The 15,050-nt window shown below is 65.6% G+C and carries 19 protein-coding genes, 2 tRNA genes and 1 pseudogene; 15 read left to right on the top strand and 7 right to left on the bottom strand.

Annotated features, from left to right (window positions below; translation table 11 throughout):
* Positions 1-4 precede the first annotated feature (4 nt).
* The 12 genes from HMPREF1224_RS16325 (at position 5) to HMPREF1224_RS16380 (ending at position 7,596) form a co-directional block, all read left to right on the top strand.
* The gene (locus HMPREF1224_RS16325) at positions 5-385 is read left to right on the top strand and encodes a PA2816 family glutamine-rich protein (RefSeq protein WP_003119883.1); all 381 of its coding nucleotides are present in this window, start codon (positions 5-7) and stop codon (positions 383-385) included.
* Positions 386-443: 58 nt separating this feature from the next.
* The gene (locus tag HMPREF1224_RS16330) at positions 444-854 is read left to right on the top strand and encodes a PA2817 family protein (protein ID WP_003090890.1); all 411 of its coding nucleotides are present in this window, start codon (positions 444-446) and stop codon (positions 852-854) included.
* A gap of 264 nt (positions 855-1,118) precedes the next feature.
* Positions 1,119-1,844, top strand: coding sequence for a Crp/Fnr family transcriptional regulator (locus HMPREF1224_RS16335; protein ID WP_003108957.1), 726 nt, complete (start codon positions 1,119-1,121; stop codon positions 1,842-1,844).
* Between the two features lie 65 nt (positions 1,845-1,909).
* On the top strand, positions 1,910-2,503 hold the full coding sequence (locus HMPREF1224_RS16340) for an RNA polymerase sigma factor (protein ID WP_003090892.1): 594 nt from the start codon (positions 1,910-1,912) through the stop codon (positions 2,501-2,503).
* 68 nt (positions 2,504-2,571) lie between these two features.
* Entirely contained in the window at positions 2,572-2,814 is a 243-nt protein-coding gene (locus HMPREF1224_RS16345) for a RebB family R body protein (RefSeq protein WP_003090893.1), read from the top strand.
* A gap of 30 nt (positions 2,815-2,844) precedes the next feature.
* On the top strand, positions 2,845-3,483 hold the full coding sequence (locus HMPREF1224_RS16350; RefSeq protein ID WP_010793164.1) for a hypothetical protein: 639 nt from the start codon (positions 2,845-2,847) through the stop codon (positions 3,481-3,483).
* Positions 3,484-3,533: 50 nt separating this feature from the next.
* Positions 3,534-5,675: a hypothetical protein gene (locus tag HMPREF1224_RS16355; RefSeq protein WP_009876711.1), complete on the top strand. Its 2,142-nt coding sequence runs from the start codon at positions 3,534-3,536 to the stop codon at positions 5,673-5,675.
* Positions 5,676-5,685: 10 nt separating this feature from the next.
* On the top strand, positions 5,686-5,880 hold the full coding sequence (locus HMPREF1224_RS16360) for a hypothetical protein (RefSeq protein ID WP_003116569.1): 195 nt from the start codon (positions 5,686-5,688) through the stop codon (positions 5,878-5,880).
* A gap of 23 nt (positions 5,881-5,903) precedes the next feature.
* Complete coding sequence (locus HMPREF1224_RS16365) at positions 5,904-6,143, top strand: hypothetical protein (RefSeq protein ID WP_003116567.1); 240 nt, start codon at positions 5,904-5,906, stop codon at positions 6,141-6,143.
* 53 nt (positions 6,144-6,196) lie between these two features.
* The gene (locus HMPREF1224_RS16370) at positions 6,197-6,742 is read left to right on the top strand and encodes a hypothetical protein (protein WP_010793165.1); all 546 of its coding nucleotides are present in this window, start codon (positions 6,197-6,199) and stop codon (positions 6,740-6,742) included.
* Between the two features lie 150 nt (positions 6,743-6,892).
* Positions 6,893-7,213 carry a RebB family R body protein gene (locus tag HMPREF1224_RS16375; RefSeq protein WP_003108980.1) on the top strand — a complete coding sequence of 107 codons (321 nt, stop codon included), beginning with the start codon at positions 6,893-6,895 and terminating at the stop codon, positions 7,211-7,213.
* Between the two features lie 62 nt (positions 7,214-7,275).
* Complete coding sequence (locus HMPREF1224_RS16380) at positions 7,276-7,596, top strand: RebB family R body protein (RefSeq protein WP_003108983.1); 321 nt, start codon at positions 7,276-7,278, stop codon at positions 7,594-7,596.
* Positions 7,597-7,805: 209 nt separating this feature from the next.
* On the opposite strand, the gene HMPREF1224_RS16385 is transcribed toward HMPREF1224_RS16380, so the two are convergent.
* A tRNA-Gly gene (locus HMPREF1224_RS16385) sits at positions 7,806-7,881 on the bottom strand.
* Between the two features lie 2 nt (positions 7,882-7,883).
* Positions 7,884-7,959, bottom strand: a tRNA-Glu gene (locus tag HMPREF1224_RS16390).
* Between the two features lie 217 nt (positions 7,960-8,176).
* Between HMPREF1224_RS16390 and HMPREF1224_RS16395 the strand changes: the two genes are divergently transcribed.
* Together HMPREF1224_RS16395 and HMPREF1224_RS0111980 are read left to right on the top strand one after the other, a co-directional pair.
* A complete protein-coding gene (locus HMPREF1224_RS16395) occupies positions 8,177-8,950 on the top strand; it encodes a hypothetical protein (RefSeq protein WP_003090903.1) in 774 nt (257 codons plus the stop codon).
* Between the two features lie 61 nt (positions 8,951-9,011).
* Positions 9,012-9,673, top strand: a pseudogene (locus tag HMPREF1224_RS0111980) (glutathione S-transferase family protein).
* A 9-nt stretch (positions 9,674-9,682) separates the two neighbouring features.
* Here the strand turns inward: HMPREF1224_RS0111980 and HMPREF1224_RS16400 are convergent.
* Both HMPREF1224_RS16400 and HMPREF1224_RS16405 read right to left on the bottom strand, forming a co-directional pair.
* On the bottom strand, positions 9,683-10,165 hold the full coding sequence (locus tag HMPREF1224_RS16400; protein WP_003090905.1) for a GAF domain-containing protein: 483 nt from the start codon (positions 10,163-10,165) through the stop codon (positions 9,683-9,685).
* Complete coding sequence (locus tag HMPREF1224_RS16405; protein WP_003098802.1) at positions 10,162-11,052, bottom strand: ATP-binding protein; 891 nt, start codon at positions 11,050-11,052, stop codon at positions 10,162-10,164. The genes HMPREF1224_RS16400 and HMPREF1224_RS16405 overlap by 4 nt, the downstream gene beginning before the upstream one ends.
* An 82-nt stretch (positions 11,053-11,134) precedes the next feature.
* Between HMPREF1224_RS16405 and sagS the strand changes: the two genes are divergently transcribed.
* The gene (sagS, locus tag HMPREF1224_RS16410) at positions 11,135-13,495 is read left to right on the top strand and encodes a two-component system sensor histidine kinase/response regulator SagS (protein ID WP_003116565.1); all 2,361 of its coding nucleotides are present in this window, start codon (positions 11,135-11,137) and stop codon (positions 13,493-13,495) included.
* 18 nt (positions 13,496-13,513) lie between these two features.
* On the opposite strand, the gene ospR is transcribed toward sagS, so the two are convergent.
* The 3 genes from ospR to msrB form a co-directional block, all read right to left on the bottom strand.
* Positions 13,514-14,005 (bottom strand): hydroperoxide stress response transcriptional regulator OspR, encoded by a 492-nt coding sequence (ospR, locus tag HMPREF1224_RS16415; RefSeq protein ID WP_003114767.1) that lies wholly within the window; start codon positions 14,003-14,005, stop codon positions 13,514-13,516.
* Entirely contained in the window at positions 14,002-14,487 is a 486-nt protein-coding gene (locus HMPREF1224_RS16420; RefSeq protein WP_003090910.1) for a glutathione peroxidase, read from the bottom strand. The genes ospR and HMPREF1224_RS16420 overlap by 4 nt, the downstream gene beginning before the upstream one ends.
* A 111-nt stretch (positions 14,488-14,598) precedes the next feature.
* Complete coding sequence (gene msrB / locus HMPREF1224_RS16425) at positions 14,599-14,997, bottom strand: peptide-methionine (R)-S-oxide reductase MsrB (protein ID WP_003090911.1); 399 nt, start codon at positions 14,995-14,997, stop codon at positions 14,599-14,601.
* Between the last annotated feature and the right edge of the window lie 53 nt (positions 14,998-15,050).

Below are 15,050 nucleotides of genomic sequence, written 5' to 3' on the forward strand. Positions count from 1 at the left end.
CATCATGCTCAAGCTACTTGCCACCGGCCTGGCAGCCTCGTTTCTCCTCCTGCCCCCGGCGCAGGCCGCACCGCCTGCGCCCTATGGCGTGCAGCCGCACCAGCAGGCGGTGCAGCGCGCCGGCGAACAGCGCCAACGCCAGCTCCAGGAACAGCGCCAGCGCTTCGACGAACAACGCCTGCAATTGCAGCAGGATCAACTGCAACGCCAGCAGCAGAACCTGCAGCGGCAACGGCAGCAGCGACAGATGCAGGACAACCTGATCCGCCAGCAGCAACTGGACCAGCAGCGCTGGCGCCTGGAGCAGGACCAGCGACGCCTCGACAGCGAACGCCGGCAACTGGAAAACCGCCGGCGCCAGAGCCAGTCCCCGGCGATCCGCTGAAACTGGCCGGCGCCGCGAAACCCTTTATACTGCCCAGCTTTTTTCCAGAGGACCCGTCATGGCCAACTCCTACCTCGAGCACCACCTCGCCCTGCTCCAGCACCTGCGCAACATCCTCGGCGCCCTGGGCGAGGCCGAGCAGGTGCCGGAAGAAAACCACGGGCTGTTCCTCGAGCGTTTCGACGAGCTGATGGACGAACTGCCGCGCGACCCGGAAGGCGCCCAATACCTCGGCCAGGACCTGATTTCCCAGGTCTTCCACCGCTATCCGCAGATCGCCCACCTGGTACCTCGCGACCTGCTGTGGTTCTTCGGCGGCGATTGCCTGCACTTCATGCCGGACGAAGAGATCGACCTGTTCCAGCGCCTCGACGAGCGCCGCTACGAAGCCGAAGAGCGCGGCGAAACGTTCGACTGGAACCGCGAAAAGCAGTTGCTCGCGCTGCCCGAGGACAGCCCGCGGCACTGAGCCCGCCACGGCCACCGGCCGTCCCGCCCCGACCGCCATCCGTGCGCTCGGGGCCGCCTCCCGCCAGCCCAAACCTCGCTACCCTTTCCGAATAAAAAACGGACCGCCCGCCCGATTGCCGGAGCGCGCCGAGTCCGTACCTAGCAGTTCTGCCGGGTAGCCGGAGCTTCACACCCCTTCGCCGCACACGTCCCCACTGATTGCTCTGCAGCGAGCATGTCGTACCTCGCCGGAGCTGCCGATCAATCTGGCGAAGGCGCAGGCATGCACTCGAACGAGTCAACGGAAGACCGCTGTTCACGCCACTACACCCTGCTGCAACGGTGCCCGCTGCTGCACGGGCTGCCCGATCTGCTGCGGCACGTGGCGACCCATGCGTCGGAGCGCCGGTTGCGCGACAAGGACGTCCTGTTCCTCAAGCACGACCCTGAAGACTTCATCGGCCTGGTCCTCGGCGGACACCTCTATACCGTGCTCTACGGGCCGGACGGGCGGGAACTGATCGTCAATGACATCCGTCCTGGCGAAGTGATCGGGGAAACCGCGCTGATCCAGCCGAACCGCCGCGAGACCTCCGCCTACGCCTCCGGCGCGGCGTCGGTGCTGATCCTCCACCGACGTCACTTCGCCCCGTTGATCGCCGACACGGAATTCCTCAACCGCGCGCTGGCCCTCCTCTGTTCGCGCCTGCGCGAAGCCTCCGGTTTCGTCGAGAGGGTCTGCCTGCATCGCCTGGAGTCGCGCCTGGCGCGCCATCTCCTGGCCAGCCTGGCGAGCGAACAGCCCGAGGGAGCCTGCGCGACGCTACCGACCAACCAGAGCATCCTAGCAGCGATGCTCAACGCCAGCCGCCCGAAGCTCAACGCGCAACTGCAAATATGGAAACGCGAAGGGCTGATCAGCTGCCGCAACGACCGGATCCTGATCAACGACCTCGGTCGCCTGCGACGCAAGGCCGAACTACCAGCCGCGCCCCTGTCACCCAGGTAACAGCCTCGCCCACCGCCCGCCTCACAGACTGCTCGCCGACACGAGCAACCAGGGAGGTAGCGGTTATGGATCGTCCGAATCAGCCAGGCGGCAACGAAACCGGTTCCGATCGCCTGTTCGAGGAAAGCTGGCGTGCCGCGCAGGCTGGCCTGCGCAAACGCGCACAACGCCTTGCGCGCGGCAACAGCCATCGGGCCGAAGAATGGCTGTCGAGCACCGCGGTCAAGGCGCTGCTGTTCCTGCGCCAGTCACCGGAGCGGGTACGCGACCCCCAGGGCTTCCTGTTCCTGGTCCTGGAACACGTCTACCTGGACAGCGCGCGCCACCAGATCCGCGAGGACCGCCTCATCGACCGCGGCATCGACCTGCACGATGGCCAGTTGGAGCGCTTCGCCGCCGTCGGCTCGCCGCTGGAGCGCCTGGAGCAGCTGGAACGTCTCGACCAGGTGGACAAGGCCCTGGCCTCGCTGTCGCGCCAACAGCAGCAGCTCTTCGAACTGCGCTTCATCGAGGAACTGCCCTATGCCGACATCGCCAGCCAGCTCGGCATAGCCCCGCCGCTGGTGCGCAAGCGCGTGCAGTTGCTGCGCTCGCGGCTGAGCGCCGACTTTTTCGCCGGCGACGTTTCACAAGACAGACGCAGCCGCGTTCATTCCTGACAAACGAGTCGAGGCCCGTGCGACCGGCCCCCTGCCCGACAAGCACCTGCCCATTCAAGGAGAGTCCCATGGCTGACCCCACGGCTGTGAATGCCCAGATCACCGATGCCGTCACCCAGACCAACGTCAAGGTGGTCGCCGAAGCCCCGGCCCAGGCCATCGCCGCGCTCTACCAGATCGCCAGCCATTCCGCGGGCCTGTCCCTGCAGAACGCAGTCTACAGCCAGCAGGCCCTGAACCAGATCTCCACCGCGGTGGTTTCCAAGGCGGTGTCGATGATCATGGCGATAGAAGACAAGAAAGGTATCTGACCCGCCCCTTGATCCCAGGAGTGCCCAGACATGTTCGGCTTCGGCAAGAAATCCGCGCCCGCGCCCGCGCCCGCGCCATCCGGCGACAGCGAGCAAGCCGCCGCCCCCGGCGAGGCCGGCCGGCAGACGCCAGCCAGCGGCGGCAGGGCGTCCGCCAACGGCGACGTGAAGCTGCCGTCGCGCCCTTCGCCGCTGGCCGGCATGAGCGAGCGCCTGCTCAAGCAGACCGAGGCGCCGCCGCCGGACACCAGCGCCCTGAACAGTCAAGTCGTGCAGGCGGTGCAGATGAGCAACAGCGAAACCGCCGGCTATGCGCCGTCGCAGATCGCCATCGCGCCGAACATGATGATCAGCCAGGCCTCCGGGCTGGTGGCGCAATCCGCCGCCAGCTACTTCGACGGAGTCAGCAAGATCGCCCTGGCCAGCCAGGCGATCCTGCTCCGGCAGATGACCCAGAACATCGCCGAAAACAAGCTGGCCCAGGCTGCCGAGGACGCGCTCGGCGCCCTTGCCACCGACCTGCTGATGGGCGCTGCCGCCGCGGTAGCCGCGGCGGCCGGGGCGATCGAGGCGGAATCGGCCAGCTTCGCCATCGACAAGATCGACCAGAGCATCGCCAAGTACAGCGAGACCCTCGCCAGTCGCGGCGGCAAGGACACCCAATCGTAGCCACCACCGGCGGGGCCGGCGGCGTCCGGCCCTGGCACAGGAGAGCCGTCATGGCCTATTTCAAGCTGGAAGAACCGGTCAGGTTCCATCGCTATCCCTTCGACTTCCATAGTCACTTCGCCGGCATCCTGCCGGTGGAAAGCAACAGCCGCTGGACGCGCGACCGCCGGGTCTTCCGCGTCGGCGAGCGGCAGGTGAGCCTGGAGAAAGGCCAGGAGCTTTCCCTGATCGGGCTGCTGATGAGTGCCCGCGGCGTCGCTCCGGAGGTCGACGGCAAGGCGCTGGAGGAGGCTCGCCAGGCCGCGCACTATGAACTGTTCGAACTGGCTCTGCAGCGGATGGTCAGGCGCAATCCGTTCGCCGCGACCGACCGTCAGGGCTACCTGCGCGGCGAATGCGCGGCGGAGAACATCTATCTCGCCTGCCTCATCCTGGCACAACGTTTTGGCCGGACCTCGCCGCCAGCGGCCATCGACCAGCCGGCGATCTACCTCGGCACCCTGGAACTGCTCGGTGCGAGCGCGGTTCGCGACAGCGAGACGGACCAGTTCGTCCGCTACTTCAACCGCAAGATCTGGAGCGGCAACAAGTACACGCCGTTCGACGACGCCTACTGGGCCCGCGGCGCCATCCGCGATCGCCATCCGGGCGAATTCGCCTGCCTGACGCTGGGGTTCCTCCTCCACGAAGGAATCAGCCATACCCAGACGGCGACGGGGGAAGACGAGGTGGCCGTCCTCGATTCCCTGTTCGAACAATTCAACGCCTCCGAGAAGACCGCCTACCGCCTGCTCGCCCACACCGCGCATGGCTATGCCAGCGAAGCCGCCTTCGATGCCGAGCTGCACAGGATCCTCCGTCATTTCGAAATACAGCAGGGGCAGCCACCGCAGGCCCGGCTGGTCGGCATCGACCTGCTCGGCATGGAGACCGCTACCGGCCTGTACCGACAGTTCTTCGACTTCCTCCTCGGACAGGCCGCGGTGTTTCGCCGCTACCTGGACGGCAAGCCGGAAACCCGCAAGGTGGTCCTGCACATCCATTGTGGAGAGGGGACCGGGGTGTCCGACGACAACCGGTCGCTGTGCGGTTACTTCCTGCGCAACGCCAACGCGCTGGACGATTTCTACGCAGCGCTCTCCGCCTATGCCTGGAAGTGCTATGGCAACACCATCCGCCAGGGCAAGGCGCGGCTACGCGAACGGGAGAACCTGCAGGACCGTGACAAGGCGCCCAGCGCCCTCGCCGGCCTTTTCGACGAACTGTTTTTCGGCAACAGCCTGACCTCCTCCGGCCTGCGGCTACGCCGCTTCGACATCACCAGCGGGACTACCCAGGCCCTGGTCGCCTACTACGCCCGCACCAACGTCGTGAACCTCTGCCAGGCGCTGGCCAGCCGCGACGCCGACGGCAACAGCTACTACCGCCGCCTGCTGGAGAGCGATCTGTTCAGCCTGCGCATCGGCCATGCCTACTACTACCGCAACTATCTGGCCAGCAAGTTCCCCGAGCTGTGCTTCGACACCAACCTGGGAAGCAATTTCATTACCGGCGCCTCCGGCCTCTTCGACTCGCTGCAGGAATACCGCCTGAACCGTGGCCTGCGCCATCTCGACGGATACGTCGGCACCGACCAGCTCAAGGAACTCAGCCTGGCCATCGCCTACCAGGGCGAACAGCGCCTGGACCCACAACAGATGCAGTACGTCCATGCCCTGGCGGAAAGCCAGAGCGGCTTCGACGAACTGGGCGAACACCTCCCGGGTACACCCGGCTGGGCGAAACCCGCGCTGGAACAGTTCTTCGTAAGTCAGTGCGCGCTCTACCGCTCCGAGGAGGATCGCTACTTCCAGTTCGAAGCCTACCGGCGCCTCTTCGCCCAGGTCCTCAACTGGCGCTCCTATCTGCTGGGCGCCGACGGCCAGGGTGTCGAGCACTCCAACGTACAGGACGAAGCGATCCGCATGGCGCTCCTGCTCAACTATGCCGCCGCGGACCGCCACGGCCGGGTACCGGTCGCTTCGCTGGAGAATGCCCAACGCCTGCTGGTGCAACTGGGCAGCGCCTACTGGGAGGAAACCATCGGCGCCGTCGACCTGGCCGGCGCGCCCCATCGGGACCGAGAGCTGCAGCGCTTCGAAGGGTTCGCCGCCCCCGCCTCGGTCGTGCGCATCTCCACCCGCAGCAGTTGAGGAGCGACCGATGAGCGCCTACGCACGCTACATCAGACGCCGCGCGCTCGCCGCCGCGGACCGCCCGGCGCAGCGTTCGCCGGACGCCAGCGAGGAGACACGGGACCAACCGCCCCCCAGCAGGCCGGCGAGCGGAAAGCGCCTGCTGGAAATATCGGACAGCGATGCGGCCAAGCTCTTGGCCGTGCTGAAACTGCTCGGATGAGCACCCACCCCAGGAGAAGCGTCATGAAGGAAGAACTCGAAACCCTCGTCACCCAGGTCAAGGCACTCCTCACCGAATGCCTGCAAGGCTGGCTCCAGGCCCTGTCCCAGGGAGACAGCGTGGACGACCCGGCCAGCCTTGGACAGTTGGCGGTGCAGTTGAGCACCGCCTACAGCACCCTGCAGGCCGCTGCCGCCGCCTACCCCGGCGATACCGGCGGCAGCGCGCAGGCCCCCTCGGCGGACGGCACGCAGCAGTACTGAAGCCTCGCCACGACACCCCGCGCACCGCGCGTCTATCGCAGAGGAGTCCGCGCATGTCGATCTCGGAAGAATTGGGAAGGAATCTGGTCCAGCTGGCGCAACGCTGGCTGAAACGCCCCCTCACCAGCGAAGAACACGAGCAGTTGAGACAGTTCCAGCTCGGCCTCGGCAACGACGCCAGCAGCGATCCGGCCGTGCACGCGCGACAGCAGGCCGAACAGGTGATCGAGAACGGCCGGCAGCGTTCCGAAGGCTCCATCCGCCAGATCCTGCAGAACGTCCAGCAGGCCTCGACCCAGGCCCTCCGCGCCCAGGGCAGCGGCGAGCAGGCGATTCTTGAGGCGGTCAATGCCGCCGGCAGCCTGGCCGAACTGCGTCCCAGCCACCTGCAGAGCGGCCAGGCAAGCGCCAACCAGTTGGTGATGTCGCAGATTGCCGACCGCCTGGCCAACCTAGTGAAGAGCGAGGTACGCCTGTGCTTCGAGCAGAACTTCGGCTCGCTCAAGCAGCAACTGGAGAACGCTATCGCCATCTTCAACCAGAGCAACCACAACACGTCCGCACCGCCGCCGGACAAGCCCGACCCGCCCGCCGCATGAGACCGCACCGACAAGCGCCCCGCCTCGCGGGGCGCTTGCATTTTCGCCGCCCGCCAGGCCTGGCGCCGACGGATTCACAACTCCCTGGCTGGAGCGTTCATCAAGACAGCACGACATGAGCCGTGCCGTTCACTCACAGGGAGTCACATCATGAGTTTTCCGACCGCAGTCAACGACCAGATCACCGATGCCGTCACCCAGTCCAACGTCAAGGTCGTCGGTGAGGCGCCAGCCATGGCGCTGGGCACCATCTACCAGACCATGGCCCACTCCACCGGGATTCTCTTCGAGAACGCGGTGAGCGCCCAGCAACAGCAGAACGCCCTGGCCCTGGCCGCCTCCAACATGGGCGTGATGCAGATCTACAGCCTCGACACCGCCGCCGATGCCGGAGCCACCGAGAAAGTCGGCCAGTTGGGCGTGGCCGACAACCTCACCAGCCTGCTGACCGTACTGAAATCCTTCACCTGAGCCTGACCCGCCGGGTCCAAGCAATCGCCGTACATCCTTCGCAATGATTCAGGAGAATCACCATGAGCTTCCCAACCGCAGTAAACAACCAGATCACCGATGCCGTCACCCAGTCCAACGTCAAGGTGATCGGTGAAGCCCCGGCCATGGCGCTGGGCTCGATCTTCCAGACCATGGCCCACTCCACCGGCATCCTGTTCGAGAATTCGGTAGCTGCCCAGCAACAGCAGAACGCCCTGGCCCTGGCCGCTTCCAACATGGGCGTGATGCAGATCTACAGTCTGGATACCAGCGCCGCCGGCGGCGCCACCGAGAAGATCGGCCAGCTGGGCGTGGCCGACAACCTCACCAGCCTGCTGACGGTGCTCAAAGCGCTGCCCTGATCGCCGCCGTCGCTCCACCAGAGAAGGCCACTCCACGAGTGGCCTTTTTCGTCTCGACGATCGAGCGAGCAGATGCGGCGGGACAGCGGCCTGCCGAGGGGAACATGGGGGGAATCGGGAAAAGCACCAGGGCGGTGCGGATCGCAGAAACGAAAAAAGGGCCCGAAGGCCCTTTTCTCTTCGACCCAGGCCGAAACCTGGATCATGTTTGGAGCGGGAAACGAGACTCGAACTCGCGACCCCGACCTTGGCAAGGTCGTGCTCTACCAACTGAGCTATTCCCGCAATGGCGTCCCCTAGGGGACTCGAACCCCTGTTACCGCCGTGAAAGGGCGGTGTCCTAGGCCACTAGACGAAGGGGACGCGGCCCGGAACTTACAACAGATCTTTCCGGCTTCCAGTGTTTCGCGTTTGGCTTCACGCTGGAAGTGGCGCGCATTTTATGGAGCGTCCGGGGAGGCGTCAACCCTTCTGAGAAAATTTTTTTAAATCAAAGACTTCTGTGCAAATAATGAGCTGCTGCTATCAGTGGTAGCACCAAGACATTAGACTGAGAAAATTCTTACAGCGGAGTCCCAAGGTGTCGCCACTCCTCATTACCGCCCTCATCATCGGCGGGATCGCCCTCCTCATCGCCATTGGCTATATCAACCACGTGGTGGAAAACAGCAAGCTGGAGAAAGCGCGCCTGAAGGCCGAACTCAACGACCGGGTCCGGCGCTGCGCGCAGATTTCCGAGAGCCTTCCCGGCCAGTTCGTCAGCCCGTCGCTGAAGCTGTTGATGAGCCAGATCGAGCTCAGCCTCAGCGAGCAGCAACTGGCGCTGGAGAAGAAAGCCGATGCCGGGCTCAAGGCTCGTATAGAAGAGTTGCGCGCGCTGGTCGCCAAGGGCGAGTCGATCCCGGTGCGCAATCCGCCCCAGGCGATCCTGACCGAGGACAAGGCCAAGGAAGTCCGCTTCCTCTTCGAAGCCCTGCATGCCCAGCTCACCCGTTTCACCCAGGACGGCCACCTGCCGCGCAGCGAGGCGCAGATCTGGGTCAAGGAGATTCGCCACCTCCTGGTGCGCCTGCATATCGAGTTCTTCGGCAATCTCGGCCAGCAGGCCCTGCAGCAGAACGAACCGCGCCAGGCGCGCCTGGCCTTCGAACGCGGCGCCCAGTACCTGCGCAAGCAGCCCGAGCTGGCGCGCTACCAGGCGGAGCTGCAGCAGATGGAAGCGCAGCTGGCCCGCGCCAACGCGATGGTGCTGAACAACAGCCAGCCGGCGAGCGAGGAGCCCAGCGAACTCAACGAGGGATTGAAGGCCCTCGATGCAGACGACCTGTGGAAGAAGAAGAACGTCTACGACTGATTCCGGCCTGCCTACGGCAGCCGTGCTATAACCCAGGCTCATATCGACCGAGGAAATCGTTATGAGCCTGACACTCTACGGAGCCCCGCTGTCTCCGTTCGTCCGCAAGGTCCGCCTGCTCCTGGCCGAAAAGGGCCTCGACTACCAGTTGGAAGCGATCGCCCCGTTCGGCCAGCCGGCCTGGTATCGCGAGATCAGTCCGCTGGGCCGCATCCCGGCGTTGCGCGACGGCGACCTGGCCCTCGCCGACTCCAGCGTGATCTGCCAGTACCTGGAAGAACGCTATCCCGAACCGCCGAATCTCCAGGGCGACGCCCCCGCCGGCCGCGCAGCGGTGCGCTGGCTGGAAAAATACGCCGACTACGAGATCGCTCCCCTGGCCACGCTGACAATCTTCCGCAACCGGATACTCAAGCCGGCGATGGGCCAGGCCTGCGAGGAAAACGACGTGCGTCGCGCGCTGGAGGAAAAGCTGCCAGCGCACTTCGATTACCTGGAAACCATCTCGACGGCCGGGCCTTCTTCGTCGGCGAGCGACTGACCCTCGCCGACCTGGCGATCGCCAGCCAGTTGGTCAACCTGCGTCACGCCGGCGAAAACCTGGACGAGCAACGCTGGCCGGCCCTCGCCGCGCATTTCGCGCGGATGCTCGAACGCCCGGCGATGCAAGCGCTGCTGCCGGGGGAACGACGGACCCTCGACAAGCTCGCAGCGAAAGCCTGAACGCGTCGCTCAGCAGTCCGTCAGGCGCAGGAATATCTCCACCAGGCCTTCGATCCCGGCCTGGTCCTCGGCGCTGAAGCGTCCCACGCTCGGGCTGTCCAGATCGAGCACAGCGACCAGGCGGCCGTCCTTGAGCAGAGGCACCACCAGTTCGCTGCTGGAAGCGCTGTCGCAGGCGATGTGGCCGGGAAACGCGTGGACGTCGTCGACCCGCTGGGTCAGCCGGGTACGCGCCGCGGCGCCGCAGACGCCCTTGGAGAAGGGGATGCGGACGCAGGCGACCTTGCCCTGGAACGGTCCCAGGACCAGTTCCTCGTTGCGGTTCAGATAGAAGCCGGCCCAGTTCAGGTCGCCCAGCTCATGGAAGAGAAAGGCGGAGAACTGCGCGGCGTTGGCGATGAAATCGCGCTCGTCGGCGAACAGCGCCTCGGCCTGCGCCGCCAGCAGGGCGTAGCCGGCCAGCCCGGCGCCAGATTGCTGCAGATCGATCATGCCTGGCGCTCCAGCAGTTGCTTGCCCACCCAGTAGCGGGAGAACTGATAGGCGCAACGGCCGTTGCGGTTGCCGCGGCCAAGCGCCCAGCGGATCGCTTCCTTCTCCAGTTCCTCGCTCCAGCTCCAGGCCAGCCCGGCCTTCTCCGCGAGCACGTCCACCCAGTGGTGAACCACGCTGAGGAAATGCTCCTGGGTGAAGGGATAGAACGACAGCCACAGGCCGAAACGGTCGGACAAGGCGATCTTGTCCTCCACCGCTTCGTTGGGATGCAGCTCGCCGTCCACCATCTTCCAGTTCTCGTTGTCGCTCTGCTTCTCCGAAACCAGGTGCCGGCGGTTGGAGGTGGCGTAGAGCAGCACATTCTCCGGCGCCTGTTCCAGCGAGCCGTCGAGCACGCTCTTGAGTACCCGGTAGTCGCCTTCCCCGGCATCGAACGAGAGGTCGTCGCAGAACAGTACGAAGCGCTGCGGCAGGCCTTGCAGTTGCTCGACCACGCGCGGCAGGTCGGCCAGGTGGTCGCGCTCGATCTCGATCAGGCGCAGCCCGGCGCCGGCCAGCTCGGCCAGCAGCGCACGAACCAGGGAGGACTTGCCGGTCCCGCGGGCCCCCCAGAGCAAGGCGTGGTTGGCCGGCTGGCCGGCGACGAACTGGCGGGTGTTGCGTTCCAGTTGCTCGCGCTGCCGCTCTACGCCCAGCAGGTCGGCCAGGCGCAGGTCGAGGCTGACCTCCAGCGGCTGCAGGTAGCCGCTACGGCCGTCGCGGTGCCAGCGCGCCGCCAGGCTGCGCTCCCAGTCGACGGCTTCGCGTACGGCCGGCAGCAGCGGCTCCAGGCGCGCGAGCACGCTTTCGGCGCGGGCAAGAAAATCGCTCAATCGGGAATCCACTCTGTTCTCCTCGGATCGGACTGACGTCACGGATCGATCATCGGTTGCGCCCAGGAACCCCGACAGACGGTCGGGATGGGCTATGCTAGGCGGCAGAACCTCGCCAAGGCTGATCCCCGCCCCCATGGATATAGCGCTGACCCATCGCCTGTCGTTCAAACAGGCCAGCCTCACCGTGCTGGTGGCCTTTATCCTGGGAACCCTGCTCAGCCTGATTCAGGTTGGCGTCGATTATGCCAGCCAGGACGCATCCATCAATCGCGAAGTGCGCGCGCTGCTGGACGTCAGCCACAACCCCGCCGCGCGAATCGCCTACAACATCGATGCGGAGCTGGCCCAGGAGCTGGTCCTCGGCCTGCTGCGCTCGCCCGCCGTGGTCCGCGCGGAAATCATCGACACCTCCGGCCTGCCGCTGGCCAGCGCCTCGCGCGAACCCGCCGAAAGCCGCCTGCGGCCGCTCAGCGACTTCCTCTTCGGCCACAAGCGGGTCTACGAGGACCCGTTGCATGTCGACCATGCGCCGGGCGAGGCCCTCGGCGTACTGCACCTGGAAATCGACACCTTCGTGTTCGGCAACGACTTCCTCCGTCGCGCCGGCATCACCCTGCTCTCCGGCTTCGTGCGCAGCCTGCTGCTGTCGCTGATCCTGCTGGTGCTCTTCTATACCCTGCTGACCAAGCCCCTGGTCAGCCTGATCCAGGCCCTCAGCGGACACGATCCACGCTCGCCGGCACGCATGCGCCTGCCCTGCCCCAAGGGCCACGAACGCGACGAGATCGGCGTGCTGGTGGAAGTCATCAACCGCCAGCTCGGGCGCATCTCGGTAGAGATCGAACAGCGCCGGGAGGCGGAGAACCGCCTGACCCAGTACCTGGAGGAGCTGGAAAGCATCGTCGCCGCCCGTACCGCCGAGCTGAAGGCCGCCAACGCGCGCCTGACGCTATCCAACCAGGAACTCGAAGAAGCCCGCCAGACCGCTCTCGATATGGCCCAGGCCCGCGCCAGCTTCCTGGCCAACATGAGCCACGAGATCCGCACGCCGCTGAACGGCCTGCTCGGCATGCTCTCGCTGAGCCTCGACGGCCCGCTCACCCCGGAACAGCGCCAGCAACTGTCGATCGCCCACGACTCCGGCAAGGTGCTGGTGGAATTGCTCAACGACGTGCTCGACCTCTCCAAGTTCGAGGCCGGGCAACTGGTCCTGGAACAGATCCCGTTCGACCTGGGCGTCCTGGTGGAAGACACCGCCAGCCTCCTCTCGCAGAACGCCGCGGCCGGCGTGGAGCTGACCTGCCTGGTCGACCCCGCCCTGCCCGCCCAGGTTTCCGGCGACCCGACGCGGATTCGCCAGGTCGTCAGCAACCTGCTGTCCAACGCGCTGAAGTTCACCCGCCTGGGGCGGGTCGACGTTCGCGTGGAAGCCACCGCCGAGGGTGTGCGCATCAGTGTGCGCGATACTGGCATCGGTATCGCCCAAGAGGCGCTGGATCGCATCTTCCAACCGTTCACCCAGGCCGATGCGGGTATCACCCGCCAATACGGCGGCACTGGCCTCGGCCTGGCCCTCACGCGCAAGCTGTGCGAGGCCATGCAGGGCGAGCTGACGGTGGAGTCGACGGTCGGCCTGGGCAGCCTGTTCAGCGTCGGCCTGCCGCTGGCGCCGGTCAGCCCTCCGCTGCAGGCGCTGCCGCTGCGCGGCCGGGTGATCGCGCAATGCTCGGCCAACAGCGGGCTGGCGCAGCTGCTGCAAACCTGGCTGCCGCGCTGGGGCCTGGAGTACAAGCGTCTGGAGACCGACGACAGCCTGCTCGGCCACTCGCTCGACGTACTGATATCGGATTGCCCGGACTGTCTGATGGGACTGCGTCCGAGCATCGGTACGCCGATCCTGCTGGTCACCGCCTACGGCAGTTTCCTCGAACCGGAGCTGGCCCGCCGCCTGTCGCCGCTGCGCCAACTGGCCAGGCCGCTGAGTCGCAACCAGTTGTACCAGGCCCTGAAACACGTGCTCGAACACACTGCCATAGCCCCGTCGAGCGCCTCGGACACCACGGGAGAACAGCGCAACACCCGGGTCCTGCTGGTGGAGGACAACCCGGTCAACCAGTTGGTCGCCAAGGGCCTGCTGCACAAGCTCGGCTGCCAGGTATGGATCGCCGAACACGGGCTAAATGCCCTGAAGATGCTGGAGGAGCATCCCATCGACCTGGTCCTGATGGACTGCAACATGCCGGTGATGGACGGCTACGAAGCGACCCGGCAGATCCGCGACAGCGGACGCTGGGGCGGCCTGCCGATCATCGCGCTGACCGCCAACGCCCTGCCGGACGAGCGCGAACGTTGTCGTGCCGCCGGCATGGACGACTACCTGGCCAAGCCTTTCCACCGCGATGAACTGAAAGCCATCCTCGACCGTTGGTGCCCGCTCACCGCGAGCGACTAGCCGGCCTCGCGACGACGGCTAGCCTCCTACCACCAGACGGAAGCGCGACAGCAATCCGCCCAGGCGCTGGTGCAGGTCGAACATCTCGTTGAGGTCGAAACCGGTGCTGCAGATCAGCTGCTGGCGCAGCGGAATGACCCGTTCGCGCAAGGTGATCCCCGGCACCGTCAGCGTCAGGTGCACTTCCCGCTCATCGTGACTGGCGCGACGGCGATCCACCAGGCCGAGCTGTTCGAGACGCTTGAGCAAGGGCGTCAGGGTTCCCGAGTCGAGCAGCAGGCGGTCGCCCAGGGCCTTCACCGTCGGCTGCTCCGGCGGGCTCGCATGCCACTCCCAGAGCACCAGCATGACCAGGTACTGCGGGTAGGTCAGGCCGATCTGTTCGAGCAGCGGCCGATAGCCGCGGATCACCGCGCGCGAGGCGGCGTACAGCTTGAAACACAGCTGGTTGTCGAGCAGCAGCGATTCTTCGACGCCATCCGGCCTGGCGACTTTTCCCCGGGTGCTCATTCAAGCAGCGCCTCGATCGCCGAGCTCAGCTCCTCCGGCTTGGTGGTCGGCGCATAGCGCTTCACCACCTGGCCATCGCGGCCGATCAGGAACTTGGTGAAGTTCCACTTGATGCCCTGGCTGCCGAGCAGGCCCGGCGCGCGCTTCTTCAGGCTGACGAACAACGGGTGGGCGCCGGCGCCGTTGACCTCGATCTTCCTGAACAGCGGGAAGCTCACCCCGTAGTTCAGTTCGCAGAACTGCGAAATCTCGCCCTCGTCGCCCGGTTCCTGCTTGCCGAACTGGTTGCAGGGGAAACCGAGCACCACCAGTCCGCGCTCACGGTATTTTTCCCACAAGGCCTCCAGCCCCTGGTACTGCGGGGTGAAGCCGCACTTGCTGGCGGTGTTCACCACCAGCAGCGCCTTGCCGCCGAAGTCGGCCAGGGTCTTCTGTTCGCCCTTGATGGTGGTGCAGGGAATGCTCAGCAGCGAATCGCTCATGGCTTGTCTTCCTTGTTGAGGGTGGGTCTCGAAACAAAGTAGCTCGCAATTCAATTGTACACAAATTGATTGAATGAAAAACGACCCGAACCAAAGACGGGTCGTCGCTCTCTAGCTCTCCCGCGGCACCAGCTTCAGCGAGGCCGAGTTGATGCAGTAACGCAACCCGGTGGGCCGGGGGCCATCCGGGAAGACGTGCCCCAGGTGGGCATCGCAGCGGCCGCAGCGGACTTCGATGCGATGCATGCCGTGGCTGAAGTCGTCCAGTTCGCGGACCGCCTCGGCGTCCACCGGCTGGAAATAGCTCGGCCAACCGCTGCCGGAGTCGTACTTGGCGTCGGAGTCGAACAACGCCGTGCCGCAGCAGGTGCAATGATAGATCCCGGGGGTCTTGGTGGCGTGGTATTCGCCACTGAAGGCGCGTTCGGTACCGCCCAGGCGACAGATGTGGAACTGCTCTTCGGTCAACTCCTCGCGCCAGGAGTCCAGGGGTTTGTCGATCTTGCTCATCGGCTCTACCTCGCGATCTGAAAAATGCCCGGCGCTCCCTTTTCCGGGGGACG

Source organism: Pseudomonas sp. P179 (assembly GCF_000478485.2).
In the GTDB taxonomy this organism is placed as follows: Bacteria; Pseudomonadota; Gammaproteobacteria; order Pseudomonadales; family Pseudomonadaceae; genus Pseudomonas; species Pseudomonas aeruginosa.

What these genes read in the sequence shown, in the direction of transcription:
- HMPREF1224_RS16355 (WP_009876711.1), top strand. Translation starts at nt 3,534, where the DNA reads ATGGCCTATTTCAAGCTGGAAGAACCGGTCAGGTTCCATCGCTATCCC.
- HMPREF1224_RS16330 (WP_003090890.1), top strand. Translation starts at nt 444, where the DNA reads ATGGCCAACTCCTACCTCGAGCACCACCTCGCCCTGCTCCAGCACCTG.
- HMPREF1224_RS16370 (WP_010793165.1), top strand. Translation starts at nt 6,197, where the DNA reads ATGTCGATCTCGGAAGAATTGGGAAGGAATCTGGTCCAGCTGGCGCAA.
- ospR (WP_003114767.1), bottom strand. Translation starts at nt 14,005, where the DNA reads ATGAGCACCCGGGGAAAAGTCGCCAGGCCGGATGGCGTCGAAGAATCG.
- HMPREF1224_RS16340 (WP_003090892.1), top strand. Translation starts at nt 1,910, where the DNA reads ATGGATCGTCCGAATCAGCCAGGCGGCAACGAAACCGGTTCCGATCGC.
- HMPREF1224_RS16365 (WP_003116567.1), top strand. Translation starts at nt 5,904, where the DNA reads ATGAAGGAAGAACTCGAAACCCTCGTCACCCAGGTCAAGGCACTCCTC.
- HMPREF1224_RS16335 (WP_003108957.1), top strand. Translation starts at nt 1,119, where the DNA reads ATGCACTCGAACGAGTCAACGGAAGACCGCTGTTCACGCCACTACACC.
- HMPREF1224_RS16360 (WP_003116569.1), top strand. Translation starts at nt 5,686, where the DNA reads ATGAGCGCCTACGCACGCTACATCAGACGCCGCGCGCTCGCCGCCGCG.
- msrB (WP_003090911.1), bottom strand. Translation starts at nt 14,997, where the DNA reads ATGAGCAAGATCGACAAACCCCTGGACTCCTGGCGCGAGGAGTTGACC.
- HMPREF1224_RS16345 (WP_003090893.1), top strand. Translation starts at nt 2,572, where the DNA reads ATGGCTGACCCCACGGCTGTGAATGCCCAGATCACCGATGCCGTCACC.
- HMPREF1224_RS16350 (WP_010793164.1), top strand. Translation starts at nt 2,845, where the DNA reads ATGTTCGGCTTCGGCAAGAAATCCGCGCCCGCGCCCGCGCCCGCGCCA.
- HMPREF1224_RS16380 (WP_003108983.1), top strand. Translation starts at nt 7,276, where the DNA reads ATGAGCTTCCCAACCGCAGTAAACAACCAGATCACCGATGCCGTCACC.
- HMPREF1224_RS16325 (WP_003119883.1), top strand. Translation starts at nt 5, where the DNA reads ATGCTCAAGCTACTTGCCACCGGCCTGGCAGCCTCGTTTCTCCTCCTG.
- HMPREF1224_RS16400 (WP_003090905.1), bottom strand. Translation starts at nt 10,165, where the DNA reads ATGATCGATCTGCAGCAATCTGGCGCCGGGCTGGCCGGCTACGCCCTG.
- HMPREF1224_RS16420 (WP_003090910.1), bottom strand. Translation starts at nt 14,487, where the DNA reads ATGAGCGATTCGCTGCTGAGCATTCCCTGCACCACCATCAAGGGCGAA.
- sagS (WP_003116565.1), top strand. Translation starts at nt 11,135, where the DNA reads ATGCTAGGCGGCAGAACCTCGCCAAGGCTGATCCCCGCCCCCATGGAT.
- HMPREF1224_RS16375 (WP_003108980.1), top strand. Translation starts at nt 6,893, where the DNA reads ATGAGTTTTCCGACCGCAGTCAACGACCAGATCACCGATGCCGTCACC.